Below are 25,451 nucleotides of genomic sequence, written 5' to 3'. Positions count from 1 at the left end.
AAGCGTGAAACGGAAAATTATCACATTAATCCGGAGAGCGAGCCTTATCACCCTGCTGTGGTTTGTCACTCCGTACAGCATGGCGCAGAACTGCCAGGTGGTGGTGTCGCGCCCTGAGATACAGTTGGGCAACCAGCGCCATTCCGCAAATGCAGCCACGCTGTTTACCCAGCAAGAAGTGACAGTTGTCGCTGAGTGTGAGGGGGAAGGGCCTATCACCTTGCTGATTGACGGTATGCCGGATGAAAGGGGGCATAACTTCCGCTTTGGCGCTACGGGCAGTATGACACTGTCGTTGCTGGCAGCGCAGTATGACGGCGCAGACACCGCGTTGAGGTTGAGTTCAGTGTCGCAGGGGGAAAGGCAACTACCATCGGGTACATCCGTGTTACTGCCTCCTGGCAGCCAGCTTACCACGCTCGCAACAGGAACCGCCGGAAAGGAGACCCATCAGCTGATAGTGCAGCTGCATCTGGATTTTCCTGCCACAGGGGACGAGGGGCGGATACGCGATCTGACGGAGATGGGTGGTCAAGTGAGGTTTGAAGCACGGCAATATTAGTATTGCCTCTATTTTTGTTATGGAAAAGGCATTCAATCTAGGGATGGTTAATGTTAGTTAATCTGAATAATGGTACTGAAATGAACGTATTTAAAATTACAGCGCTGTCTTTGGCTTTTGCAACCTCTGCGGGTTCCTTTTCTGTCATGGCAGTGGAAACATCCCAAATTACAGTGCAGGGGGCGGTATTTCCTTCAGCATGCTCCATCTCTGTTGACGGTTCAGTTGACTTCGGCAATTTGAAAAAAAACCAGCTGGCAGAACAATCTAAACTGCAAAATGCTTACCAGTTAGGCTATAAGCCCGTTAGTTTTAATATCCAATGTAACTCGGCGGCAAAGGTGGCGTTATCTGCACAGGCCGATACGCCAATTTCTGGCGCGATCACGATGGGGGTTGTGAGTCACATTAATGAGACTGAAAATACCATCCGCACCGAACCCGGCCAGCTTGCATCCCTAGGGGTGATTGATGGACAAGACATCGGCTATTTTACCATCGCGCTTGCCAGTGCCACCCTGGATAGCAAAGACGCCGAGCTTCTCATCTCCCAAAATAACGCCAGTAGTTGGAGTGCGGTATCTACCGCCGCTGATCATTTGATGTATCAGGATGGTTCTGTATTCCATAGTTGGGGGAAAGACACCACACCACAGGAAGCTACCAATATTTCAGGTGTTGTCACCATCTCTGCGGCACTTAACACGACCGTTGTGGATGAGCTGAAAGATACCATCAACTTTAATACCGGCACGACCCTAAGTCTGCAATACCTGTAAACCCTCGGTGTATTGTCTGGCAGTGGTCTGCCAGGCAATGAGCCCACCATAGCTTGTGTTTACGTTAAGCATCGGTAGTGTCCTGGTGCTGGGTTTACTGCGTCGTTGGCTGCGGGTGTTCACCCCAGTCACTTACTAAACGTAAGCTCCTGGGGATTCACACCCTTGCCGCCTAGCTGCAACTTGAAATTCTTAGGGTATTCAGTGATCGATGATTATTTTATTGAGTTAGATTTCCAGCTCGATATCCATGGCGGGCATACAGCAGCAGGGCAGGATCTCGCCGTGATTGATAAATGCCAACGGCTGCTGGTGGTAAGCGACCTCACCCTTCAGTAATTTCACTCGGCAGGCCCCGCAATAGCCGGAGCGGCATTGGTATTCCACCTCCACCTCATGCAGTTCCAGCACGTCGAGCAGGCATTTCTCACCTTCGGGGCAGGAGAGCTGCGTACCGGTGGCACGCAGCGTGATGGTTGGTGCAGCCACTTACAGCTCGAAATCACTCAGGTCGTCGGCGTTGACTTCAGAGTCAATCTGGCCGACCAGGTAGGAACTGACTTCTACTTCCTGCGGAGCCACCTGCACGTTATCCGACACCAGCCAGGCGTTGATCCACGGGATTGGGTTGGAGCGGGTCGGGAATGGTGAACCCAGGCCGACGGCCTGCATGCGGATATTGGTAATGTATTCCACATACTGGCACAGAATGTCTTTGTTCAGGCCAATCATGGAGCCGTCGCGGAACAGATATTCGGCCCACTCTTTCTCTTGCTGTGCCGCCAGGACGAACAGGTCATAGCACTGTTGCTGGCATTCCACGGCGATTTCGGCCATCTCCGGGTCATCAGCGCCTGAACGCATCAGGTTCAGGATATGTTGTGTACCGGTCAGGTGCAGGGCTTCGTCGCGGGCGATCAGCTTGATGATTTTGGCGTTGCCTTCCATCAGTTCACGCTCGGCGAAAGCAAACGAACAGGCGAAGCTGACGTAGAAACGGATGGCCTCCAGCGCGTTGACGCTCATCAGGCACAGATACAGCTGCTTTTTGATGGCGCGCAGGTTAACGGTCACCGTTTTACCATTGACCTGATGCGTGCCTTCACCCAGCAGATGATAGTAGCTGGTCATCTCGATCAGATCGTCGTAATAGCCGGAGATATCTTTTGCCCGCTTGAGGATCTCCTCGTTGGTGACGATATCGTCAAACACCACCGACGGATCGTTAACGATGTTGCGAATGATATGGGTGTAGGAACGCGAATGGATGGTCTCGGAGAATGACCAGGTTTCGATCCAGGTTTCCAGTTCCGGAATGGAGATCAGCGGCAGAAACGCCACGTTAGGGCTACGACCCTGGATGGAATCCAACAGCGTCTGATACTTCAGGTTGCTGATAAAGATGTGCTTCTCGTGTTCCGGCAGCGCTTGATAGTCGATACGATCGCGCGCGACGTCAACCTCTTCCGGACGCCAGAAGAAGGAGAGCTGCTTTTCGATCAGCTTTTCGAAGATTTCATGTTTTTGCTGGTCGAAACGCGCCACGTTGACCGACTGGCCGAAGAACATCGGCTCAAGCAACTGGTTGTTTTTGTTTTGAGAAAAAGTAGTGTAAGCCATGAGCTTGGATCCATTAGTGCCGAGCTGAAAATTAAAGGGGCCGGAAGAGTTCCGGCCCGCTGTGTCAAACGTTAGATCTTGCAGGCGCCGCCTTCACAGTCGTCATCGCCGCCCTGAGCAGGCTGCATGTCTTCCTGGATATCATCTGCACCGTCGCGGGTGTTCTGATAATACAGCGTTTTGACACCGAACTTGTAGGTGGTGAGCAGATCTTTCAGCAACTGCTTCATCGGCACCTTGCCACCCGGGAAACGGGTTGGGTCATAGTTGGTGTTCGCCGAAATCGACTGATCGATAAATTTCTGCATCAGGCCAACCAGTTGCAGGTAACCATCGTTATTCGGTAATTCCCACAGCAGTTCGTAGTCATTTTTCAGACGTTCATACTCAGGAACGACCTGGCGCAGAATACCGTCTTTGGACGCCTTGATACTGATATGGCCGCGTGGTGGCTCAATGCCGTTGGTGGCATTGGAGATCTGCGACGAGGTTTCCGACGGCATCAAGGCAGACAGCGTTGAGTTGCGCAGGCCGGTCTCCTTGATCTCTTTACGCAGGCTTTCCCAGTCGTAATGCAGCGGTTCGCTACAGATCGCGTCTAAATCTTTCTTGTAAGTATCGATTGGCAGGATGCCTTGCGCATAGGTGGTTTCATTGAACCACGGGCAAGCCCCTTGTTCCTGAGCCAGACGGTTCGAGGCTTTCAGCAGGTAGTACTGGATCGCTTCGAAGGTTCTGTGGGTCAGGTTGTTGGCGCTGCCGTCGGAATAGCGCACGCCGTTCTTCGCCAGGTAATAGGCGAAGTTGATCACACCGATACCCAGGGTACGGCGGCCCATCGCGCCACGGTGAGCGGCTTTGATCGGGTAATCCTGATAATCCAGCAGGGCGTCGAGCGCACGCACGGCCAGCGTGGCCAGCTCTTCCAGATCGTCCAGGCTCTCAATCGCGCCCAGGTTGAATGCCGACAGCGTACACAGCGCGATTTCGCCGTTTTCGTCGTTAACGTCATCCAGCGGTTTGGTCGGCAGAGCGATTTCCAGGCACAGGTTTGACTGGCGTACCGGGGCGATCTGCGGATCGAACGGGCTGTGGGTGTTGCAGTGGTCGACGTTCTGGATGTAGATACGGCCGGTAGAAGCACGTTCCTGCATCATCAGTGAGAACAGCTCTACCGCTCTCACTCGTTGCTGGCGAATGCTGTCGTCTTTCTCATACAGGGTGTACAGACGCTCGAACTCGTCCTGATCGGCGAAGAACGCGTCGTACAGCCCCGGGACGTCAGACGGGCTGAACAGGGTGATGTCTTCATTCTTGATCAGGCGCTGATACATCAGGCGGTTGAGCTGTACGCCGTAGTCCATATGACGGACGCGGTTGCCTTCAACACCACGGTTGTTTTTCAGCACCAGCAGGCTTTCAACTTCCAGATGCCACATTGGGTAGAACAGCGTTGCGGCCCCCCCACGTACGCCGCCCTGAGAGCAGGATTTCACCGCGGTCTGGAAGTGTTTGTAGAACGGGATACAGCCGGTATGGAAGGCTTCACCGCCACGGATCGGGCTACCCAGGGCACGGATACGGCCAGCATTGATACCGATACCGGCGCGCTGTGAAACGTATTTCACAATGGCGCTGGAGGTGGCGTTGATGGAATCCAGGCTGTCACCACACTCGATCAGCACGCAAGAGCTGAATTGGCGGGTTGGTGTGCGCACGCCAGACATGATCGGCGTCGGCAGCGAAATCTTGAAGGTGGAGATCGCGTCATAGAAACGTTTGACGTAGTCCAGACGGGTGGCGCGCGGGTAGTTGGAGAACAGGCACGCGGCTACCAGGATATACAGGAACTGGGCGCTCTCGTAAATCTCGCCGCTGACGCGGTTCTGCACCAGGTATTTCCCTTCCAACTGCTTCACGGCAGCGTAGGAGAAGTTCATATCACGCCAGTGATCGATAAAGGAGTCCATCTGCTCGAACTCTTCAGTGGTGTAGTCTTCCAGCAGATGTTTATCGTATTTGCCCATCTCCACCATGCGTGCGACGTGGTCGAGCAGCTTCGGTGGTTCAAACTGACCGTAAGCTTTTTTACGCAGATGGAAGATGGCAAGGCGAGCGGCCAGATACTGATAGTCCGGGGCGTCACGGGAGATCAGATCGGCGGCGGCCTTGATGATGGTTTCATGAATATCGGCGGTTTTGATGCCGTCATAAAACTGAATATGTGAACGTAACTCTACTTGAGAGACCGAGACGTTGTTTAAACCTTCCGCGGCCCAGTCGATGACTCGGTGGATTTTGTCGAGGTTGATGCGCTCTTTACTGCCATCGCGTTTAGTTACAAGTAGGCTTTGGTTCATTTTTACCTGTCCGTAATGTTTCCCCTAAGCAGCAAGTGTAGTCGCTCTGCTCAGTATGTAAACACTATATATGGGGGGTGTATATCGGTGAGGTAACAAGATAGTGATAAAACAGCGGGTTTGCAAGTGAACAAAACCTGCCGATCTTGTGGATAACTTGGGGGTGAAATGTTACCAATTGTTCCTGGTACGCGCCCTATCTGGGGTGGCAAGGTTGTCAATAAGCGCGATGAGATTTTGCTGATTTTGTGAAAATCCCGATCGTTTGCCGCTTTATTAAACGTTAGAAAAAAACCGCATATTGATCTGCTTTTATATTCTTAAAAACGGTTTACATCGGCTTTTTTGATCGAGAACGGATAAATAGGTATTTATCTTATACGCTTAGATGCATCGGGGACGGAAAAGTCGCCCCCGATACGTTACGATAGCTTCAACCCTGGTGTTGGGTATGCACCATGTAGTTCACATCCACGTTGCGGCCCAGCTTGAAATGGTCGGTGAGCGGGTTGTAATGCAGGCCGATGATATGTTTTTCACGCAGCTCGGTGCCGTCGACCCAACCGATCAGTTCAGAAGGGCGGATGAACTTCTTATGATCGTGGGTGCCCTGTGGCACCATCTTGAGCACGTATTCAGCGCCGATGACCGCCATCAGCCAGGCTTTGGTATTGCGGTTGATGGTGGAGAAGAATACGTGGCCGCCCGGTTTGACCAGCTGTGCACAGGCGCGCACGACGGAAGCCGGATCCGGGACGTGCTCGAGCATCTCCATACAGGTGACGATGTCATACTGTTGCGGATGCGCTTGCGCATGGCTTTCTACCGTTTCTTGCACGTAGGTCACCTGCATACCGCTTTCCAACGCATGCAAGCGCGCCACCTGGAGCGGCTCTGCCCCCATATCCAGCCCAGTCACCAGCGCACCTTCACGCGCCATGCTCTCTGCCAAAATGCCGCCGCCACAGCCAACGTCGAGCACTTGCTTGTCAAAAATGCCTTCTGCGCGCTGCATGATATAATTCAGACGCAGCGGATTGATCCGATGCAGCGGTTTGAACTCACCTTCCAGATCCCACCAGCGCGAGGCGACAGCTTCAAATTTGGCGATTTCCTGGTGATCAACGTTTGGCGCGTGACGAGATGATTCAGCATTCATGGGCGTTATTGGCTCCTGGTTCTCTTATGGCGCAGATTATACATGTTCCGGCACGCTTGGCGCAGCGCTGTTGTTATCGGGGCAATTTTCGCCCACAGGGCAGCACATTTCAGCGAAACAGCGCCGGTAATTTCCCCGTAAAGCGCGCTTTGTGATATAGTTTTACACCTTTGGCACTACGCCAAGGCAGATGAATCATTCAGTATGAGGGATAGCAGCTCCATGAGCGACCTTGCCAGAGAAATCACACCGGTAAATATCGAAGAAGAGCTGAAAAGCTCGTATCTGGATTATGCGATGTCCGTTATTGTCGGTCGTGCGTTGCCAGATGTTCGTGATGGACTGAAGCCGGTGCACCGCCGCGTTCTGTACGCGATGAATGTACTGGGTAACGACTGGAATAAACCCTACAAGAAATCGGCCCGTGTCGTTGGGGACGTGATCGGTAAGTATCACCCGCATGGTGACAGCGCGGTGTATGACACGATCGTCCGTATGGCCCAACCGTTTTCGTTGCGTTACATGTTGGTGGACGGCCAGGGTAACTTCGGTTCTGTGGACGGCGACTCCGCCGCAGCAATGCGTTATACCGAAGTGCGCATGTCGAAAATCGCCCACGAACTGCTGGCGGATCTGGAAAAAGAGACCGTCGACTTCGTGCCAAACTATGACGGTACCGAGCAGATCCCGGCCGTTATGCCAACCAAGATCCCGAACCTGCTGGTCAACGGCTCGTCCGGTATCGCCGTGGGCATGGCGACCAACATTCCGCCGCATAACCTGTCTGAAGTAATCAATGGCTGTCTGGCCTATATCGAGGATGAAAACATCAGCATTGAAGGGCTGATGGAACACATCCCAGGTCCGGACTTCCCGACGGCGGCAATCATCAATGGCCGTCGTGGTATTGAAGAAGCCTACCGTACTGGCCGTGGCAAGGTGTATATCCGCGCCCGTGCCGAGGTAGAGGCGGACGCTAAAACCGGCCGCGAAACCATCATCGTGCATGAAATTCCTTATCAGGTGAACAAAGCGCGCCTGATCGAGAAAATTGCCGAGCTGGTGAAAGAGAAACGCGTTGAAGGCATCAGCGCGCTGCGTGACGAGTCTGATAAAGACGGTATGCGCATCGTGATTGAAGTCAAACGTGACGCCGTGGGTGAAGTGGTGCTGAATAACCTGTATTCGCTGACTCAGCTACAGGTAACCTTCGGTATCAACATGGTGGCACTGCATCAGGGCCAGCCAAAGTTGCTGAACCTGAAAGATATTCTGCGTGCATTTGTACGCCACCGCCGTGAAGTGGTGACCCGTCGTACCATTTTCGAACTGCGTAAAGCCCGCGATCGCGCCCATATCCTGGAAGCGTTAGCCATTGCGTTGGCCAACATCGATCCGATTATCGAACTGATCCGCCGCGCGCCGACTCCGGCAGAAGCGAAGATTGCGTTAATCGCGCAACCTTGGGATCTGGGTAACGTCGGGGCGATGCTGGAACGTGCCGGTGATAATGCCGCACGCCCAGAGTGGCTGGAGCCAGAGTTCGGCATCCGTGACGGTAAATACTACCTGACTGAGCAACAGGCTCAGGCGATCCTGGATCTGCGCTTGCAGAAACTGACCGGCCTGGAGCACGAGAAGCTGCTGGACGAGTATAAAGAACTGCTGAACATCATCGCTGAGCTGATCTTTATTCTGGAAAACCCAGACCGCTTGATGGAAGTGATCCGCGAAGAACTGGTGGCGATGCGCGATCAGTTCGGTGACGCACGCCGTACCGAAATTACCGCCAACACGTCTGATATCAACATCGAAGACCTGATCAACCAGGAAGATGTGGTCGTGACATTGTCGCATCAGGGCTACGTGAAGTATCAGCCTCTGACCGACTATGAAGCGCAGCGTCGCGGTGGTAAAGGCAAGTCAGCCGCCCGTATTAAAGAAGAAGACTTTATCGATCGTCTGCTGGTGGCCAACACCCATGACACGATCCTGTGCTTCTCCAGCCGCGGTCGCCTGTACTGGATGAAGGTGTATCAACTGCCGGAAGCCAGCCGGGGTGCTCGTGGCCGGCCGATCGTCAACCTGTTGCCGCTGGAAGCCAACGAACGTATCACCGCCATTCTACCGGTGCGTGAATACGAAGAAGGCCGCCACGTGTTTATGGCTACCGCCAGCGGTACCGTGAAGAAAACCGCCTTGACCGAGTTCAGCCGCCCACGCAGCGCTGGCATCATCGCCGTTAACCTCAACGAGGGTGACGAACTGATTGGTGTTGACCTGACCGACGGTAGCAATGAAGTGATGCTGTTCTCCGCCAACGGTAAAGTGGTGCGCTTCCCAGAAGGGCAGGTGCGCTCAATGGGCCGTACCGCTACCGGCGTACGCGGTATCAACCTCGGCGAAGGCGATCGCGTGGTCTCGCTGATTATTCCACGTGGTGAAGGCGATATCCTGACTGTGACGCAGAACGGCTACGGCAAGCGTACTGCGGTCACGGAATATCCAACCAAATCGCGCGCGACCCAAGGGGTTATCTCCATCAAGGTCAGCGAGCGTAATGGTCAGGTTGTTGGGGCTGTGCAGGTAGAAACTACCGATCAAATCATGATGATCACCGATGCAGGCACGCTGGTGCGTACCCGTGTCGCGGAAGTCAGCGTGGTTGGCCGTAACACCCAGGGTGTCACCCTGATCCGTACTGCGGAAGACGAGAACGTCGTCGGCCTGCAGCGCGTTGCTGAACCGGTTGAAGATGAAGAGCTTGATAGCCTTGAACCGGGTAGCGACGAAGCGGAAGAAGATACCACACCACTCGATGAGGGTGATGAGGATACCGGCGCCGTAGACGATATGGATGACGAGAACGCCTAAATAGTACGGCCCTGGCCGTATAATCTGGGTGGATCAAAAAGGGCTTGGCAGCGATGCTAGGCCCTTTTTCAGTTGTATGGTTTAATTGCTGCAATCACTTGTCGATACTGCACGGGATCGTTGTTTTGCTATGATTATGCTCGTCACCCCTTACTCTGGCATGGTACCTGCTTGAAATACTTAGCCTCTTTCCGTACCACGTTAAAAATTTCCCGCTATCTGTTTCGGGTGCTGGCGTTCATGCTGTGGTCGCTGGGCGCATTGCTGACCACGTTTTATATCCTGGATATCGTGCATGAGAAAGAATCCGATATCAGGCAGGAATATAATCTCAACTTTGACCAGGCTCAGGGCTACATTCGCCACTCGGCGGATATCATTCGCGACATCAAATACATGGCGGAAAACCGCCTCAACGGAACGGTAGGGAGCCTGGAGCTGTTTACCGGCTTGATCAATGGTCAAGACGTCCAGCCGGAGCTGAAGCCACTGTATCCGGAATCCAACTGTGCGCTGAACTCCAACTACCGTGACTCGATCACCGCGTTAAACGGTCTGATCCAATACTGGAAAGAAAACTTTGTCGCGGCCTATGATCTGAACCGGGTGTTTTTTATCGGCAGTGACAGCCTGTGCATGACGGAATTCGGTAGCAGCAACGGCATCACCGATCGGAAAAACGTGCTCAAGGCGCTGCATGAGCGCATCGTTAAATACCGTAATGCCGCCAACAGCGCGGAGAAAGACAATAACCTTTATTGGATCAGCCCCAGCCAGCAGCGGCCAGATGTGGGCTACCTGTATGTGATGACGCCGGTCTATGTCGGCAACAAGCTGGAAGCGCTGCTGGGGATTGAACAGACGATCCGCCTGGAGGACTTTGTCACTACCAGCAACTTACCGGTGGGGGTGAACCTGCTGGATGAGAACAACGAATCGGTGCTGCAACTGGCCAATGGCGATCGCTACACCTCTTCGCTCAATGTTTATCCGCAGGAACACACCTATTTTGGCTATGTCGACAGCTACCAGGATCTGATCATGAAGAAGGCGCTGCCGCCTTCGTCGCTCAGCATCGTGTATTCATTGCCGGTGAAAAGCGTAGTGGAGCGCTTCAAGGTACTGATCCTCAACGCGGTACTGCTAAACCTACTGTCGGCCGTGGTGCTGTTCAGCCTGGCGTGGCTATTCGAAAGGAAAATGTTCCTGCCCGCGGAGGAGAATGCCTTCCGGTTGGAGGAGCATGAACAGTTCAACCGCAAAATCGTGGCTTCGGCGCCGGTGGGCATCTGCATTCTGCGCATCAGTGACGGCACCAACATCTTGAGTAATGAACTGGCGCACAACTATATCAACCTGTTGACCAACGAGGATCGCGATCGCATTACGCGCATTATCTGTGAACAGCAGGTCAACTTTGTTGATGTGATGACCAGTAACAACAACAACCTGCAAATCAGCTTTGTGCATTCCCGTTACCGCAATGAGGACGTGGCGATCTGCGTGCTGGTTGACGTTAGCGCCCGCGTCAAAATGGAAGAGTCGCTGCAGGAAATGGCCGCGGCGGCAGAGCAGGCCAGCCAGTCCAAATCGATGTTCCTGGCCACCGTCAGCCATGAGCTGCGCACGCCACTGTACGGGATTATCGGCAACCTGGATCTGTTGCAGACCAAGGCGTTGCCGCAAGGGGTCGATCGCCTGGTCAATGCGATGAACAACTCCTCGGGGCTGTTGCTGAAGATCATCAGCGACATCCTGGACTTCTCCAAGATTGAGTCGGAGCAGTTGAAGATAGAACCCCGTGAGTTTTCTTGTCTGGAGGTCATTACCCACATTGCGGGTAACTACTTGCCGCTGGTGGTGAAAAAGCGACTCGGTTTGTACTGTTTTATTGAACAAGGTGTGCCTGAGCGTATCAATGGCGATCCCGTGCGTTTGCAGCAGGTGTTATCTAACCTGTTGAATAATGCCATCAAATTTACCGATACCGGCTGTATCATCCTGCAGGTCTGCACCCGTGACAGCTACCTGGAATTCAGCGTTCGCGATACCGGCGTTGGCATCGCAGAAAAAGAGGTCCTGCGCCTGTTTGATCCCTTCTTCCAGGTTGGCAGCGGGGTGCAGCGTCATTTCCAGGGCACTGGGCTTGGGCTGGCGATTTGTGAGAAATTGATCAACCTGATGGATGGTGATATCGCGGTGGAGTCCGAGCCTGGCCTCGGTAGCCTGTTTACCATTCGTATCCCGCTGTTTGGGGCGTTGTTCCCGACGCCGCAGGCCAGTGATACCTGGCAGGGTAAAAACCTGTGGCTGCAAATTCGTAATCAGCGGTTGGAAAGCTATCTGCAGGCGATCCTTGGTGGCTACGGTGCCACGGTATTGCGTTATGAGGGGCAGCAAACCGGGGCAGGGGACGTTCTGTTCAGCGATCATCCTTTGCAGGTGGACAGCCCGCTGTTGGCACAGATCGAACTCTCTATTGCGCACATTGGGCCGTCATTGGAAACACACCCGGGTTACTGGCTGCATAGTACCTCCACGCCACGGGATGCCATCCAACTGTTGAACCAGCTATTTGGTGTGGTTACCGAAAGCGATAAGGCGTTGGTGCAACTGCCGTTACCGGTTAAGGCCAATAGTGCCGATAACGGGGATATTCGCCTGCTGGTGGTGGACGATCACCCGATTAACCGGCGTTTGCTGTCCGATCAGCTGGCATTGTTGGGCTATCAGGTGATTACCGCCAATGATGGTGTCGATGCGCTCAGCGTACTGGAACGCAATGTGGTGGATATCGTATTGACTGACGTCAATATGCCGAATATGGATGGCTATGAATTGACACGCTGCCTGCGTCGGTCCGACTTTACTGCCCCGGTGATTGGCGTGACGGCTAATGCATTGGCAGAAGAGAAACAGCGCTGTCTTGAGGCCGGGATGGATAACTGCCTGTCGAAACCGGTCACGCTGGAGACGTTGGAGCAGTCGTTGGGCTATTATAGTCAACGGGTACGGCGGCGTAGGGGGGAGTCGGAAACTGCATAAACACTAAAGGGCGCCTAAGAGCGCCCTTTAGATTGATAACAATATTGGCAGAGGCGGCGCATGCTGCGCCCGTTTAACTTTAGTCTTTATCCAACTGCGTCATACTAACGGAGGAGAGATAGTTGAGTAGAGCGATATCGTTATCAACACCCAGTTTCATCATGGCTGATTTCTTCTGGCTACTGATCGTCTTGATGCTGCGGTTCAGTTTTTTGGCGATTTCGGTCACCAGAAAACCTTCGGCAAACAGACGCAACACTTCACTTTCTTTCGGGGAAAGGCGTTTGTCACCGTAACCGCTGGCACTGATTTTCTCCAACAGCTTCGAGACGCTCTCTGGTGTGAATTTCTTGCCTTTCTGCAATGCGGCCAGCGCTTTTGGCAAATCGGTAGGCGCACCCTGTTTCAGTACGATGCCTTCGATGTCCAGATCCAACACGGCGCTGAGAATGGCCGGGTTGTTGTTCATGGTCAGAACGATGATCGACAATTGCGGATAGTGGCGTTTGATATATTTTATCAGCGTAATGCCGTCACCATATTTATCACCCGGCATCGAAAGATCGGTGATCAATACGTTAGCGTCCAGCTTGGACAGATTGTTGATCAGTGCTGTCGAGTCCTCGAACTCCCCAACGACATTCACCCACTCAATTTGCTCAAGTGACTTCCGGATGCCAAACAGTACGATAGGATGGTCATCGGCAATAATTACGTTCAGGTTATTCATGTTGTTGGCTACCTTGCTGCAACAGTCTACTGACGAAAAAATCAATCTGACTGATGTTATTCTCGATCTTGAGCGCATCACCGTCCGCGATGTGCTGTTCTAACGATTCACACAGAAGCTTTCCGGGAAGCAGATTTAACATAGCAAACACGCCTTTCAGGCGGTGTGCGGTTTGAGACAGCGCTGCAAAATCACTGCAGCCCGCCTCAGTATACAGTTTTTTGATATCGTCGGGTACTGTATCAATAAACAAACCATAGTAATCACTTGATTTCAATTGTTTTTCATACACTTGGACGTTATCCGCCAGTGATTCTACAGGATTGACTTCCTGCTCATGCGCCGCCATCTGCTGTTCTATCAAGATCAGAATCGCGTCGATCATGGCATTGTGCAGGTTATAATTGACGCGAATATAGCCTTTATCAAGCTGTTGCCAACCTGCTTCGTCGCTGGCTAGCAGTAACGTATAGTCGTCTGCCTGCTGCGGGTTATCGGTCAGCAACACATCATATTCCCGGCTGTTTTGGTGCTCCTCGGCCATGATGCAGTTGGCCCCGTAACCCGCCAGTAGCTGAGTTACGATACGGCGGATCTCGTCGGAGGTGATATCCAGCAGCGCCGTTACCCCATCGAGTAATTTCTCCGTCGTCGGTTCCTCTGTTTTCTCCTGCTCCATAGTGACACGAATGGTATAGCGGGTACCGATATCGATTTTGCTGCGGATATCCAACTGGCCATTGAGTTTTTTGCACAGTTGATTACACAGGAAAAACGTCAGCCCAGAACCGTGGTCGAAGCGATCGACCAGCGTCTGACTGAGGAACGGGTAGGTCAGGTTGCTGATTTCCTCATTGGAAATGCCGGTGCCGGTGTCATTGATATGAAATACCAGGTGTTCAGGACGATCGACTTCCTGTTCCACCATCAGGGTGATCTTGCCGTAGGCGGTAGTGATGATGGCATAGCGCAGCAGCAATGAAAGGATTTTGCGCAGTGCGCCAGCATCGCCAATGTACTGTTGGTTGACGTCCAGATTAACGTGATTGAACAGCGCCAGCCCTTTCTGGTTGAGGGCTGGCAGCTCGTCCAGCAGCAGTTCATCCAGCAGTGCAGAAGGGTTGAAAGGTTGACGTACCGGTTGCCAATCCTGTGTCTCCAGCCTGGTGAGCAGGGTGATATTGTCGATCAGATCCAATACCGATGCAGAAGCCAGGTTGAGTTGTTTGAGCAATGTCTGTTGCTGCTCGGCATCTGACGGCTGGCACAGGCTCCCGGCCAGTTCGTGCATTTGACGTACCGGCTGATTAAGCTCGATCCCCAGATTGTGCAGCATCAACTTACGGGCCTGAACGTTTTTATCGTATTCGCGGCGAGCCTGTTGCAGCCGTTTGTTTACCATCACCTCTTTATCCTGATCGTTGAGCAGGAACAGATAGGTTTCAGCCGTTCGTTGGCAGCGGAAGATGCGGATCTCATAGACTTCGTTGTTGACCGTGGCCTGGATCACGCCATGATGCTGCTCCGCCATATGGGCAATTTTGGACAGGCTGAGGTGTGGCATCAGGTGCTCGGCGATCTTGTTGCTGGTAATCACGCTGTTATCGGCAAAGTCATAGACCAACAGCCCGCAAGGCAGGCTGGCGACAATTTCCTGGTTGAGCGAACGTTGGAGTTCCAGCTCGGCGGCGATATTTTCGCTGGGGCGGATGTACTGCTGGCGGAGGAAATAAATACCTACCATCGATAGCGTCAGCAGCAGCAGATTGACCGCCAGTAGCCAGATGTTATTACGCAGCAGGTCAATCGCCAGGTTGAACGCTGAAACGCGGTAAATCAACTGCAACGGTGAGTTGGGCAATGAAACACTGAATTCAACCCAACTGCCTTTCAAGGCAGCCTGGGCGTTGATTGCCGTTTCGTTTGGCACCACGCTGTCGTCGAGCTGTTCGTCATCGGGCAGCAACAGGAAGTTGGCACGGGCCATGTTAAGCGGAATGATATCGTTAATCGGCAGGTCGAAGGCGATCACCGTGGCCAAATGCCCCGGCTGGTTAAAGGTCGTACGAATAGAAAACGAGTAGGCGTTCTGGAAGCGTTGCTTGCGCAGACCGGAAAAACTCTCGCGTTCGTCCAGCATATTGGCCTGCTGTAGCATTTCGGTGCGGCGGTCTGCCACCGACGTGGTCAGATAGTTTTCTTTCAACCGCGAAGTCAGTTCTTTCAGCGATTGGGTTGTCACCAGGCTCAGGCTGTTATCTTGCCCGTTGAGAAAATACATCGCATAGTTTTCTGTCTCGGTTCCCCAGCGGTTATCCAGGAAGTCAGAGATATTGGCAACCGTAGCCAGCGTGGCGTTGTCGTGGTTGCCAAAAATGACCGCATCGGTTTTGCTGCGCCGCTTCTCGACGTAATACACATCCGGACGCAGGCGGGTTTCCTGCAGATGGGTCTCGGCAGGAAGCGACGCGGTGTTACCAAATTTGTCGTAGATTTGGTCGGTCACAGAGCGGTAGCTGTCGATACGCTTTTGCAGCATATTGGCGATGGTGTTGACGGCATGCTTTTTCTCCGTCAGATAGGCGTTGGTGTAGTTGTAACTGTACAACCCAATGGCCATGGCCAACAGCACGATAAACAGCCAAAAGCTGCGGGTGATGTAGCGGGAGTTAATGGTCAGTTGTCTATCTTGCAACATGGCTACGCATTCCTGAAATTAGCGGGTGACCGCTTTGGCGCTGGCAGTGACGATCAGCAGTAATGCCGCGACACAGGCCAGGGCAAACGTCAGGCTGAAGATCTGGGCGATTAGCCCGATCACTGCCGGGCCAGCCAGAATACCGGCATAGCCCACCGTGGTGACCGAAGCGATGGCCAGGTTGGCAGGCATGATGCGTTGGTTGCCGGCAGCACTAAACAGAATAGGGACCACATTGGATGCCCCGACGCCGACCAGCATAAAACCAATCAAAGAGGCTATGGCGCTGTCTATGGCAATAGCCAACACCAGGCCGAAGGCCGCACATAGGCTACCCAGCAACAGTACCTGATATCTGCCCATGGCATTCACTACGCGATCGCCATTCAGCCTGCCGATCGTCATGGCAATGGAGAACAACGCGTAACCCAACCCTGCCTGGTTATGATCCATCCCGCGCATGATGGTCAGGTACAGCGCGCTCCAGTCGAGCATTGAGCCTTCCGCCAGAAACATGATAAAGCACAGCAGGCCAATAAACATCACCCAGCCACGTGGCAGAACGAACATCGGGCCTTCTTTATCTCCGCCGCTTTCACGCAGCAGGTTTTTACTGGCAATCAGCAGCAGAGCTAGAATGGCGACGACGGCGATCAGAGTGGCTTGTAGCGGACCTAGCCCCAACCATAATAGGGCGCTGACTCCCCCAGCACCAGCGATCCCGCCAACGCTGAAGAAACCGTGAAAGCCGGACATCATGGCACGATTGCTGGCGCGTTCGACCACCACGGCCTGAATATTCATGGCAACGTCGAGCATACCCATCGCCGCACCGAACAGCAGTAACGCTAATGCCATCCCCAAGGTGGAATCCATCAGCACCAGCAGCGGCAAATCGATACATAGGGCGATACCCGCCAGCAGGATCACGCGTCGACAGCCAAATTTGCCGGTCAATAGCCCGGTCAACGGCATTGCCATGAGCGAACCTACCCCGATGCACAGCAGCAACAGACCTAATGAGCCGTCATCTATGCCGATGCGCGTTTTGGCAAAAGGCACCAGTGGTGCCCAGGTGGCCATCGCCAGTCCGGCGATGAAAAAGGCCAAACGGGTGGCATTCTGCTCGGGCACACCGGGCTTACTTTGTTCGTTGCAAATGACTGTCATGTCGGTATCGCGATCGGCTCTGGGTAGTGGCTTGAATGAACCCCTGTTTTTATCACAATCCGTGATCGGGGTCGAAAGGATTCGCGTTAACCGTGTAGCCCATCTGAAGGGATGGGCCGTGTCAGGCCACTCTTTGATGAGGGTGAAATAGTTTCTCAAGGTAACAAATCTATTTTCGTGGGAATCGATGGGGAATTCATTGTTATTTTGTGTGTAACTGCGGGCTATTTAACCTATGGGCGGCGATAAATTATTCATTGGTTAATCGGTTGGTGGGGTTTTTATTGTCAATTTAGCTATTAGTGCGGTGATTGTTCATGTTTATGATATCTATCCGTGATTAAATTTGTGCATAAAATGCTTTTTTGCACGATTGTCGTGCTGATTTTAGGTATAAAAAAACCGGCCTGAAGGCCGGTTGTAATTACAAAAATTATCATACGGATAATGAAGGTAATAATGAAAATAATGATGATAGCGGGATGATTATAGCGCCAGGCGATGAAACGGTTTTTGGCACAACGTGCTTATTATTGAACACTTTTGTACTGTTATCTCTATTTTCCTAAAGATTTGTATATTTATTTGTTTTATAAGGATTAATTTATTTTTTTATCTTTCGGTGCTTTATTGCCTTTGTCGGTAATGTTTTGTTAAAGTTCGTCGGTATTTACATTTTGAAACTTTTAAATATGAGTATGAAACACTATTGGATACTTGGTATCATTTTCTTTCTGGATTAATATAGCCCTTGTTACCAGAATGGTAATGCACAGTCGTGCTAATAATGCTCATGAAGAGCAGTGGCCGTAGCTCGACATAATTAAGAGGATAATAACGATGAAACTTCGAGTACTCTCCCTGATCGTTCCAGCTCTGTTGATGGCAGGCACCGCAGGTGCAGCAGAAATCTACAACAAAGACGGCAATAAACTGGATTTGTTCGGTAAAATCGATGGTCTTCACTATTTTTCCGACAACGATAAAACCGACGGCGATCAGTCTTATATGCGTTTTGGCCTGCGTGGCGAAACTCAGATTAACGATCAACTGACCGGTTATGGTGAGTGGGAATATCAGGTTCAGTTGAACAAAACTGAAAACGAAAATGACTCCTTCACCCGTGTGGGCTTCGCTGGTCTGAAATTCGGCGATTACGGCTCATTGGATTACGGCCGTAACTACGGTGTGATGTATGACATCGGCGCATGGACCGACGTGTTGCCTGAGTTTGGTGGCGATACCTACGGTGCGGACAACTTCCTGTTCCAACGCACCAGCGGTGTTGTGACTTATCGTAACAACAACTTCTTCGGTCTGGTTGATGGCCTGAACTTTGCCTTGCAGTATCAGGGTAAAAACGGCAACGGTGAAGAAAGCAACAACGGTCGTGATGTCCTGAACCAGAACGGTGATGGTTACGGTATGTCCGCTTCCTACGATCTGGGCTATGGCATCAGCGCCGCCGCTGCCTATTTCAGCTCTGACCGTACCAACGATCAGAACGGTGGCCCTAACGGTACCTCTTCCATTCTGGGTCGTGGTGACAAAGCCGAAGCCTACAGTGGTGGCCTGAAATACGACGCCAACAACGTCTACCTGGCAGCGATGTATACCCAGTCTTACAACGCTACCCGTTTCGGCAGCAACAGTAGCTCTGTGTATGGTTACGCCAACAAGGCACAGAACATCGAAGTGGTTGCACAGTACCAGTTCGACTTCGGCCTGCGTCCTTCCGTGGCTTACCTGCAGTCTAAAGGTAAGGACATCGGCGGCGGCTACGGCGACCAGGATCTGATGAAATATGTTGATGTGGGCGCGACTTACTACTTCAACAAAAACATGTCCACCTACGTTGACTACAAAATCAACCTGCTGGACGACAACACATTTACCGACAAAGCCGGTATCAATACCGATGACGTGGTTGCTGTAGGCCTGGTTTACCAGTTCTAAGCAATACCGTGAATGTGACCACGCGGCCTTCGGGCCGCGTTTTTTTTGCCTGCCAACCGCACAGAGTGATCTTCACGTGGCACTGATTGCTATTCTGCTGAGTCTGTACACGCCTACCCTGTTTATAAATCGATAAATCAGGAGGTTGGTATGGAACTTAAGATTGAGCGTGTGATTGAGACGGTGCTGTATGTTAGTGATATCGAACGTGCCGCTACCTTCTATCAGCAGGTGTTGCAACTGCCAGCTATGGTCGCGAATGAACGTTTCCGGGCCTATAACATCTCTGAGCAAAGCGTGTTGCTGCTGTTTGTCGCCGGGGATTCGCTGAATGGTGCTCACTATCCGGGAGGCTATATTCCCCCTCATGATGGCAGCGGTCCACAACATCTTGGTTTGGCCGTGAACAAGGCCCAGTTGCCCCTATGGGAGCAGCAGTTGGCCGAACACGGCGTTGAGATAGAAGGGCGTATGCGTTGGGAACAAGGTGCGGAGAGCGTTTATTTTCGCGATCCGGATGGACACCTGTTGGAACTGGTGACGCCGGGCATCTGGGCTAATTATTAGTTGCCCATTGGTCGTCGTTGAGGGGCAGTTTAGCACTAGGAGACAAAGCATTATTGGTAGAAAAGCCTTTGAGCTTCTACACTTAGATAACAATAAATGTACGCTAAGAGGATAAACCATGACCAATAAATTGATTTTAGCCGTCTGTACTGCGGCTGCATTTTCCGTTCTTGCTGGGTGTACCACTTACGACAGGGCCGCGAGCTATGTGAACGAGCCTGTGGTAAGCGATGTAAAAGTCGGGATGACGAAACAGCAAGTGCGTGCAATTGCCGGGCCGCCATCAACCTCAGCAACCCTGATCCATGCACAGGGCACCTGTGATACCTATGCCGTTGCACCACGGGATGGTAAAGCACAGACCTATTTTGTCAGCTTCAATGACACGGGACACGTGATGAATAAGGGTTATCAGAGTTGTTCAGAGTACGATACTCAACCTAAATAACCGCCTATTTATTGACTAAAAGGAGCCTCGCTGATGCGGGGTTCTGGTTTTTTTAAGCGCAATTGGCCTGAAATTTAAGCGAACGAGCGTTTTGACGCATTTTTTTACGTGAAAACGATAGACATTTCATAACGGTACCGTTAATATCTGCGCCCATTGGAAGGATGGCCGAGTGGTTTAAGGCAACGGTCTTGAAAACCGTCGAGTGTAACAGCTCCCAGAGTTCGAATCTCTGTCCTTCCGCCAAATACCGACCCCAAGCTCGTAAGAGCTTGGGGTTTTTTGTTTTTAGTGTTTCTCGATATGCCACCCGGTATGCCATGGGATGTTGACTGCCGTTGCCCTTGTTTGCCTTGTGTTGGGCAGGTATTTGAGGAAGCCGTTATCCACGATGTGATTTTCCCCTGGTTTGCTATCTGGCGAGTGATGGCCGCTAGCCCCTCATCTTGCTCTACTTGTGCGGCTACCAAGTAAAATGCAAAGCACTGAAAATGAATCTGTAAGCGGGATCGCAATAAGGAAAACTTTTCTGTCTGACAAGTGACAGTGCTGGGGGATTTGTTAAAATAGAGGCCACTTAATCAAGATAAGATTATTATTATCATGCAGTTAACTCCAATTCTCCGTCTTGTCCCTGTGCTGCTTTTGCTGGTAACGGCGGGTTGTCAGCAACCACGTTCTTCTCTGCAAAAGGATCCGGTTGCGCTTAATGAACAGGTAGAACAGCTGGCTTCAGTGATTGCCGGTGCCAAGTATTTGAAATATAAATGTAATCGTAGTGATTTACCCAGCGATGCGGTCATTGACAAGGTTGCCTACAAAGTCGCCAGGCAACGGGGCTGGAATAGCTCTAGCTACGGGGCTTTGCCGCAGCGTAGTGAGGAAATTTATCAAAGCCTGATAAGAGACAACACGCCGGAACAAACCAAGTGCAGCAGCTTTAACAGCCTGTTGGCACCTTTTACCGACGAACTGCGTGCAGATAGCAGCAGTTAGTGACACCAACTTGGTGTCCTGTGCCAGTTTACGGGCTAGCGGTAAGATTTATTCTGATCCTTCGGCGGCGCTTTCTCTCTCTACCTTGCCGCCCGGCCAATCCTCCAGCGCGTCAAGTGTGAATACATCGCCATTGAAGTTAAAGATAGTCACGTCCTGTTGTATTTGCTCAATCGTAAGGTTGGGGGCAGGGCTGTCTCCTTCCTGATAACGCTGCCCGTTCAGCGTGATGCTGCGTTTGTCATCTTCCGATGCGTAAACGTGCGCGCTGTATCTTAACGGGGCTAACTCATCACTGGCTAAGAAGGGGAGGATTTTTTTATCTGATCCTGCTTGTTGCACCGGTTTATTTTCATCGTGCGCAGCCTCTATATCAGCGTTGGTGTTCCTATCCCTGGACATCACCGTTTTTACCGCCGTAGAGGGGACCGCTTGAGTCAACGCGGGGGCAGCGAAAGCTTCGTTGCTACGCCAGTGCTGTCCGGAAAACCAACCTATCGCTATTAACAGCAATGCATACACTGGCAGCAGATAGCGGGGAATAAACAGCCCCTTGGCTGGCTGAACGCTGACTTCTGGCTCTACTATCGATTTATTGTCCACATCCCTGAACCTTTCATTGACGCTGATTTCCACAGCCAGAGGTTTTTTATTGGTGTGTCGCCAACGCTGGGGCAACGCCAAAGTATGAAGGGTATATCCTGCCAGAAAACTCGGGTCAATAGCATTGAACTTATATTCGGGGTTGATGTGACTCAGTTGGTTTAACCTCTCGTTTCGGGCCACCTGATGGTGACCCGAAACGGACCGTTTTATTTACTGCTTACTGGCAAACCTGCGCCTTGGGCCGCGACTTGTTGTTTGACCAACAAGGCCACCGACCAGGCCGGTACTGTAACGCTGCCCTCTGCGGTAATATTGACGCCGGAGGCGAGCGAGCGGACTCCCAGGTTTTGTTGGATCGCGTTCAGGGTGAGGTTTTCACCGGCAAAGTCATTGAGCGTTCTGGCTTCCGGCGCTGCGTTGATGATAACGACTAACGCATCGGCTTGTGGATCAAGATCGTCGCCCGCCTGAATGCCGTCATCAATGGTCATCACCAGTAAGCCCAACTGCTGTTCTGCACCCGTGTTACGGAAATCGACACGCTTCATCACTTCATGGCCGCTACCCAAAGCAATCAAGGGCGAGGATTGGCGCAATTGGGTGAGTTCCTGATAGAACGAGGTCATCTGCGCGATCTCGGTTTGGCCAGGTGTGGCAACAGCATCTTTGACGCTGGCGATCAGCGAGTAGTTGCCACCGTCATCGCTGATGCGTGGCATACCAACGTTGAAGTTGTTGTCTTGATAGCTGTAATCCACACGGTTAAACCAGTCTCCGGCATCAAATGAGTCACGGGTAAATGACTTGGAACGTAACAGTTCTGAGCCTTGTTGATCGAATGCCAGCCCTTGACCCAGCAACGTCGTGGCCAGTGACACCGCCTGCATGCGTACGCGAGTGGTGAGATCGGCTTCACGTGCGGCTTTGTAACCGATCATATCCCATAAGGTTTGGTTGTCGTGTTTGGAAACATAGTTGACCACTTCAGTCGGATCGTTGGCATAACCCCCAATCGCCCCGTTATAGTCAATTTCGCTGCCTTTCCTGACGGAGCCGTCTTTATCGATCAGCAGGAATTCAGCCAGGTTGCCGGCCATGCCCAAACGGGTCAGATCGGCCAGATGGCGCACGGTATCCTCATTTTGCTGAGTTAATTCGTTAACCAATACCCCAGCGCCGTTACCCACCCCCTGGTTTTGACGCAAGGCATCACCAGAGTCAAACGGGCCGCCTCCGCGAACAGCATCACGTAGACGATCGGAGAAGGTGCCAATGCCGGTGCCTTTTAACGTGATCTGCGAAGCGATTTCAAAGCGATCTTCCTGACCAGAATTCCAACCTTCACCAAAGAAATAAACGCTTGGGGCCACCGATTTTACTTTCTCCCGGGCAGCCAGGATTTGTGCTTTCGGATGATAGCCCATCAGGTCAAAGCGGAATGCATCAATCTTGTAGTCTCGGCTCCAGACCACCAGAGAGTCTTCAATCAGTTTGGCAAACATCCGGTGTTCGGGGGCCGAGTCGGAACAGCAGGTGGCCGACTCTACACTGCCCGTCGTTTCATTCAAGCGTTGATAATACCAGGGCACGATTTTATCCAGCACCGAGGTGCGGTCCGTTGGGCCAGCAGCATTGGTGTGGTTATAAACCACGTCCATGATGATGTTCATGCCCAGTTGCTGCTTGATGGTCTGCACCATGGTACGAAACTCTTTGATGCGGGCAGTGCCTTCGGGATTGGTAGCGTAAGAGCCTTCAGGCACCGTGTAGTGGAACGGATCATAACCCCAGTTGTAGGAGTCAGTCTGAGCCACATAGCCATTCAATTCCTGCACCTGAGGATTGTCCTGGCTGTCATTCTGTTTCAGTTCTTCTAGTACATCACCGATGGAGGTTGAACTTCCACAGTAGCCGGCAAAACGGCTTTGCTTAACGGCGCTGTTCAGTTCACAAAGCCGACTGAATGGATGGGTGAGATCCGCCACTTTGTCGTTGAACTCATTGACGGTTGCCAGATCGAACACTGGTAGCAATTCAATGTGGGTTACGCCAGCTTGCCCAAGCTGTTTGAGATGCTGCACCATATTGCTGTCACTGGCAGTCAACGCCAGATATTTGCCCCGTACCTGTTCAGGAACGGTCTGATCCCAGGCGGAAAGATCGCGGATATGCGACTCATGGATGACCATCCTGGCAATATCAGCCTGGCTGGTCTGCGGGTGTGGCATTGTCAGGCCGTCCCAGCCTTCTGGTTTCAACGCGCTGTCATTGAGATCCACGACCTGGCTGTATTCGGAGTTGGTGGAGAGGCTATGGGAGTAAGGGTCGGTGACCTCATACTGCTCCACTTTGCGCGATTGCGGATGATAAACGGTCAGGGCGTAACGATAAAAAGCGTCTTTAAGGTCGTGACTTCCTTGATATGACCAGGCACCCGAATCGTTATCTCTGGTCATCGGATGGCTGCCAATGACTTTTTTATCTGCACTGTAGATCACCAGTTCTGCCTGCTGGGCCGTTGGTGCCCAGATCCGGAAAGTGACGCCGGAATCGGTCAGCAGAGCACCATATTCCAGACTTTCTGCTGCGGCTGAGAAGCGATCATCGAGCACGCCAGCGGTCTGTACCTGAGTGGCTGAAATAAGGATGCCGTCCTGATTGGCGGCCAGGGCGACGGTCTCGCCGCTAAGCAGTTCGTCGACTTTTGCATTATCCGGCAACTTGAAGGCGGCATAGCCCGAAAGGTGAGGGAAACGCGACTCCAGTTCCTGGCTGATGCTGGTCGGTGTCAGAGAAAGATAGCGATCGGTAAATTTCCCTTCGCTGTTGGCGGCCACTTTGCCACTGTGGTTATAGTACAGACGTACGATAGGTTTCCCTTCCGCGGCAGGCCACATCAGGGTGTGTTTATCTACCCAATGGGCTTCAGCCAGAGCAACCCCGAAGGCCGCACGGAAAGCTTCGGCACGGGTATCATAAAGCGTGCTGCTACCTGCAAGGGTAGAAACGGTCCTGTCCGGAAAGTCACTGAACGATAAACGCATATCCGCATCAATCAGCTTATTGGTGCCATCACGCAAAATGAAGTTGATACATCCAGTCGTTTTGGTCAGTGGGAGCACCCAATACGGGCCATAACTGTCGCTGCCTGTCGGTGTTGTACTGGTGTCATTCCAGTCCCCAGAGGGGTTATCCAGGGCGTCACAGGTGTCGTTATTCCATAAAAACAGGTTCTTGGTACTGTAATCAGCGGCGGAGCCGCTGGTGATACCAGCAATATCGACCAGATGAATTACCGCCTGGTTTTCACCTGCCATGACGGCTTCGCCAGGCATCGCTATGTCAGGTAGGCGTGCAATCGGCTCTTGGTTGTTGGTGTCAGGGCTAACGTCTGAAGAATTATTATTATCACAGCCGCTTAATATGACAAGCGAGCCGAAAAGTAGGGCATTACAGGTATTTTTCAGCATTCTAAATTCCCTATCAGGCTTACATTATAGAAAGTAAAAAATGGTATCAATGTGTAAAGCAGTGGTATTAGATATTGCATGCCGAGGAGGAGCATCCTCCTGTTTGAGGAGGAGAAGGGGCGTAGGTGGAAGGAGGAACCGAAGTTTAGAGGAGGGAGACAAAACAGGTTAAACTGTTTTTATGCTAGCGAGATTAAGAAATAAATAGCTATAAAAACAGAAAGATAAATTATTTCGATAAGCAAAAATAATGATTTATTATTTAGGGGAGTATGTATAAAGTAACCACTTCTGAGAGGATGTATTCAGAAACGTAAGGGCTGACAGCGGTACTGAGTTGTAAGGTTTCAGTCATAACCTAACACATTCTCATACAACAATGCCCCAACGATATGCCCACCGATTGGTTGA

General features: G+C 52.0%; 17 protein-coding genes and 1 tRNA gene. 9 read left to right on the top strand and 9 right to left on the bottom strand.

Annotation, left to right across the window (positions count from 1 at the left end; translation table 11 throughout):
* Nucleotides 1-4 precede the first annotated feature (4 nt).
* Together ABIE29_RS21805 and ABIE29_RS21800 are read left to right on the top strand one after the other, a co-directional pair.
* A complete protein-coding gene (locus ABIE29_RS21805; protein ID WP_429621228.1) occupies nucleotides 5-562 on the top strand; it encodes a hypothetical protein in 558 nt (185 codons plus the stop codon).
* Between the two features lie 50 nt (nucleotides 563-612).
* A complete protein-coding gene (locus tag ABIE29_RS21800) occupies nucleotides 613-1,341 on the top strand; it encodes a DUF1120 domain-containing protein (protein WP_429621226.1) in 729 nt (242 codons plus the stop codon).
* 228 nt (nucleotides 1,342-1,569) lie between these two features.
* Here the strand turns inward: ABIE29_RS21800 and yfaE are convergent, their stop codons facing one another.
* The 4 genes from yfaE to ubiG form a co-directional block, all read right to left on the bottom strand.
* Nucleotides 1,570-1,830: a class I ribonucleotide reductase maintenance protein YfaE gene (gene yfaE, locus ABIE29_RS21795; protein WP_021805960.1), complete on the bottom strand. Its 261-nt coding sequence runs from the start codon at nucleotides 1,828-1,830 to the stop codon at nucleotides 1,570-1,572.
* Nucleotides 1,831-2,961, bottom strand: a complete 1,131-nt coding sequence (gene nrdB / locus ABIE29_RS21790; protein ID WP_024485993.1) for a class Ia ribonucleoside-diphosphate reductase subunit beta — start codon at nucleotides 2,959-2,961, stop codon at nucleotides 1,831-1,833. It abuts the gene before it with no gap.
* 71 nt (nucleotides 2,962-3,032) lie between these two features.
* Nucleotides 3,033-5,321: a class 1a ribonucleoside-diphosphate reductase subunit alpha gene (gene nrdA / locus ABIE29_RS21785; protein WP_429621223.1), complete on the bottom strand. Its 2,289-nt coding sequence runs from the start codon at nucleotides 5,319-5,321 to the stop codon at nucleotides 3,033-3,035.
* Between the two features lie 433 nt (nucleotides 5,322-5,754).
* Nucleotides 5,755-6,480 (bottom strand): bifunctional 2-polyprenyl-6-hydroxyphenol methylase/3-demethylubiquinol 3-O-methyltransferase UbiG, encoded by a 726-nt coding sequence (gene ubiG, locus ABIE29_RS21780; protein ID WP_429621221.1) that lies wholly within the window; start codon nucleotides 6,478-6,480, stop codon nucleotides 5,755-5,757.
* A 222-nt stretch (nucleotides 6,481-6,702) separates the two neighbouring features.
* On the opposite strand from ubiG, the gene gyrA reads away from it, so the two are divergent.
* Entirely contained in the window at nucleotides 6,703-9,354 is a 2,652-nt protein-coding gene (gene gyrA, locus ABIE29_RS21775) for a DNA topoisomerase (ATP-hydrolyzing) subunit A (protein WP_429621219.1), read from the top strand.
* Nucleotides 9,355-9,525: 171 nt separating this feature from the next.
* A complete protein-coding gene (rcsC, locus tag ABIE29_RS21770; protein WP_429621217.1) occupies nucleotides 9,526-12,399 on the top strand; it encodes a two-component system sensor histidine kinase RcsC in 2,874 nt (957 codons plus the stop codon).
* Nucleotides 12,400-12,478: 79 nt separating this feature from the next.
* Here the strand turns inward: rcsC and rcsB are convergent, their stop codons facing one another.
* The 3 genes from rcsB to ABIE29_RS21755 are packed head-to-tail and all read right to left on the bottom strand — an operon-like array spanning nucleotide 12,479 to nucleotide 16,997.
* A complete protein-coding gene (gene rcsB, locus ABIE29_RS21765) occupies nucleotides 12,479-13,129 on the bottom strand; it encodes a response regulator transcription factor RcsB (protein WP_021178490.1) in 651 nt (216 codons plus the stop codon).
* Complete coding sequence (rcsD, locus tag ABIE29_RS21760; protein ID WP_429621246.1) at nucleotides 13,122-15,824, bottom strand: phosphotransferase RcsD; 2,703 nt, start codon at nucleotides 15,822-15,824, stop codon at nucleotides 13,122-13,124. The genes rcsB and rcsD overlap by 8 nt, the downstream gene beginning before the upstream one ends.
* A gap of 21 nt (nucleotides 15,825-15,845) precedes the next feature.
* Nucleotides 15,846-16,997: an MFS transporter gene (locus ABIE29_RS21755; RefSeq protein WP_429621215.1), complete on the bottom strand. Its 1,152-nt coding sequence runs from the start codon at nucleotides 16,995-16,997 to the stop codon at nucleotides 15,846-15,848.
* Between the two features lie 840 nt (nucleotides 16,998-17,837).
* On the opposite strand from ABIE29_RS21755, the gene ompC reads away from it, so the two are divergent.
* The 5 genes from ompC (at nucleotide 17,838) to gspS (ending at nucleotide 20,964) form a co-directional block, all read left to right on the top strand.
* Nucleotides 17,838-18,953: a porin OmpC gene (gene ompC, locus ABIE29_RS21750; protein WP_429621213.1), complete on the top strand. Its 1,116-nt coding sequence runs from the start codon at nucleotides 17,838-17,840 to the stop codon at nucleotides 18,951-18,953.
* 150 nt (nucleotides 18,954-19,103) lie between these two features.
* Nucleotides 19,104-19,520 carry a VOC family protein gene (locus tag ABIE29_RS21745; protein WP_429621211.1) on the top strand — a complete coding sequence of 139 codons (417 nt, stop codon included), beginning with the start codon at nucleotides 19,104-19,106 and terminating at the stop codon, nucleotides 19,518-19,520.
* A 118-nt stretch (nucleotides 19,521-19,638) separates the two neighbouring features.
* Nucleotides 19,639-19,968, top strand: a complete 330-nt coding sequence (gene osmE, locus ABIE29_RS21740) for an osmotically-inducible lipoprotein OsmE (protein WP_429621209.1) — start codon at nucleotides 19,639-19,641, stop codon at nucleotides 19,966-19,968.
* A gap of 158 nt (nucleotides 19,969-20,126) precedes the next feature.
* Nucleotides 20,127-20,214 (top strand) — tRNA-Ser (locus ABIE29_RS21735).
* A 357-nt stretch (nucleotides 20,215-20,571) separates the two neighbouring features.
* Nucleotides 20,572-20,964 (top strand): type II secretion system pilot lipoprotein GspS, encoded by a 393-nt coding sequence (gene gspS, locus ABIE29_RS21730; RefSeq protein WP_429621207.1) that lies wholly within the window; start codon nucleotides 20,572-20,574, stop codon nucleotides 20,962-20,964.
* A 48-nt stretch (nucleotides 20,965-21,012) separates the two neighbouring features.
* On the opposite strand, the gene gspB is transcribed toward gspS, so the two are convergent.
* Nucleotides 21,013-21,750 (bottom strand): type II secretion system assembly factor GspB, encoded by a 738-nt coding sequence (gspB, locus tag ABIE29_RS21725; RefSeq protein ID WP_429621205.1) that lies wholly within the window; start codon nucleotides 21,748-21,750, stop codon nucleotides 21,013-21,015.
* Nucleotides 21,751-21,776: 26 nt separating this feature from the next.
* The gene (pulA, locus tag ABIE29_RS21720; RefSeq protein WP_429621203.1) at nucleotides 21,777-25,040 is read right to left on the bottom strand and encodes a pullulanase-type alpha-1,6-glucosidase; all 3,264 of its coding nucleotides are present in this window, start codon (nucleotides 25,038-25,040) and stop codon (nucleotides 21,777-21,779) included.
* Nucleotides 25,041-25,451: the final 411 nt, after the last annotated feature.

This window comes from Serratia sp. 2723 (assembly GCF_050434425.1).
Classification (GTDB): domain Bacteria; phylum Pseudomonadota; class Gammaproteobacteria; order Enterobacterales; family Enterobacteriaceae; genus Chania.
The sequence above is the reverse complement of the archived record's forward strand: the minus strand, read 5'-3'. Positions and strand labels throughout refer to the sequence as shown.

Bases quoted from the DNA above. Each gene is read 5' to 3' on its own strand.
- ABIE29_RS21745 (WP_429621211.1), top strand. From the start codon at position 19,104: ATGGAACTTAAGATTGAGCGTGTGATTGAGACGGTGCTGTATGTTAGT.
- rcsB (WP_021178490.1), bottom strand. From the start codon at position 13,129: ATGAATAACCTGAACGTAATTATTGCCGATGACCATCCTATCGTACTG.
- ABIE29_RS21755 (WP_429621215.1), bottom strand. From the start codon at position 16,997: ATGACAGTCATTTGCAACGAACAAAGTAAGCCCGGTGTGCCCGAGCAG.
- ubiG (WP_429621221.1), bottom strand. From the start codon at position 6,480: ATGAATGCTGAATCATCTCGTCACGCGCCAAACGTTGATCACCAGGAA.
- osmE (WP_429621209.1), top strand. From the start codon at position 19,639: ATGACCAATAAATTGATTTTAGCCGTCTGTACTGCGGCTGCATTTTCC.
- pulA (WP_429621203.1), bottom strand. From the start codon at position 25,040: ATGCTGAAAAATACCTGTAATGCCCTACTTTTCGGCTCGCTTGTCATA.
- nrdB (WP_024485993.1), bottom strand. From the start codon at position 2,961: ATGGCTTACACTACTTTTTCTCAAAACAAAAACAACCAGTTGCTTGAG.
- ompC (WP_429621213.1), top strand. From the start codon at position 17,838: ATGAAACTTCGAGTACTCTCCCTGATCGTTCCAGCTCTGTTGATGGCA.
- gyrA (WP_429621219.1), top strand. From the start codon at position 6,703: ATGAGCGACCTTGCCAGAGAAATCACACCGGTAAATATCGAAGAAGAG.
- nrdA (WP_429621223.1), bottom strand. From the start codon at position 5,321: ATGAACCAAAGCCTACTTGTAACTAAACGCGATGGCAGTAAAGAGCGC.
- ABIE29_RS21800 (WP_429621226.1), top strand. From the start codon at position 613: ATGTTAGTTAATCTGAATAATGGTACTGAAATGAACGTATTTAAAATT.
- gspS (WP_429621207.1), top strand. From the start codon at position 20,572: ATGCAGTTAACTCCAATTCTCCGTCTTGTCCCTGTGCTGCTTTTGCTG.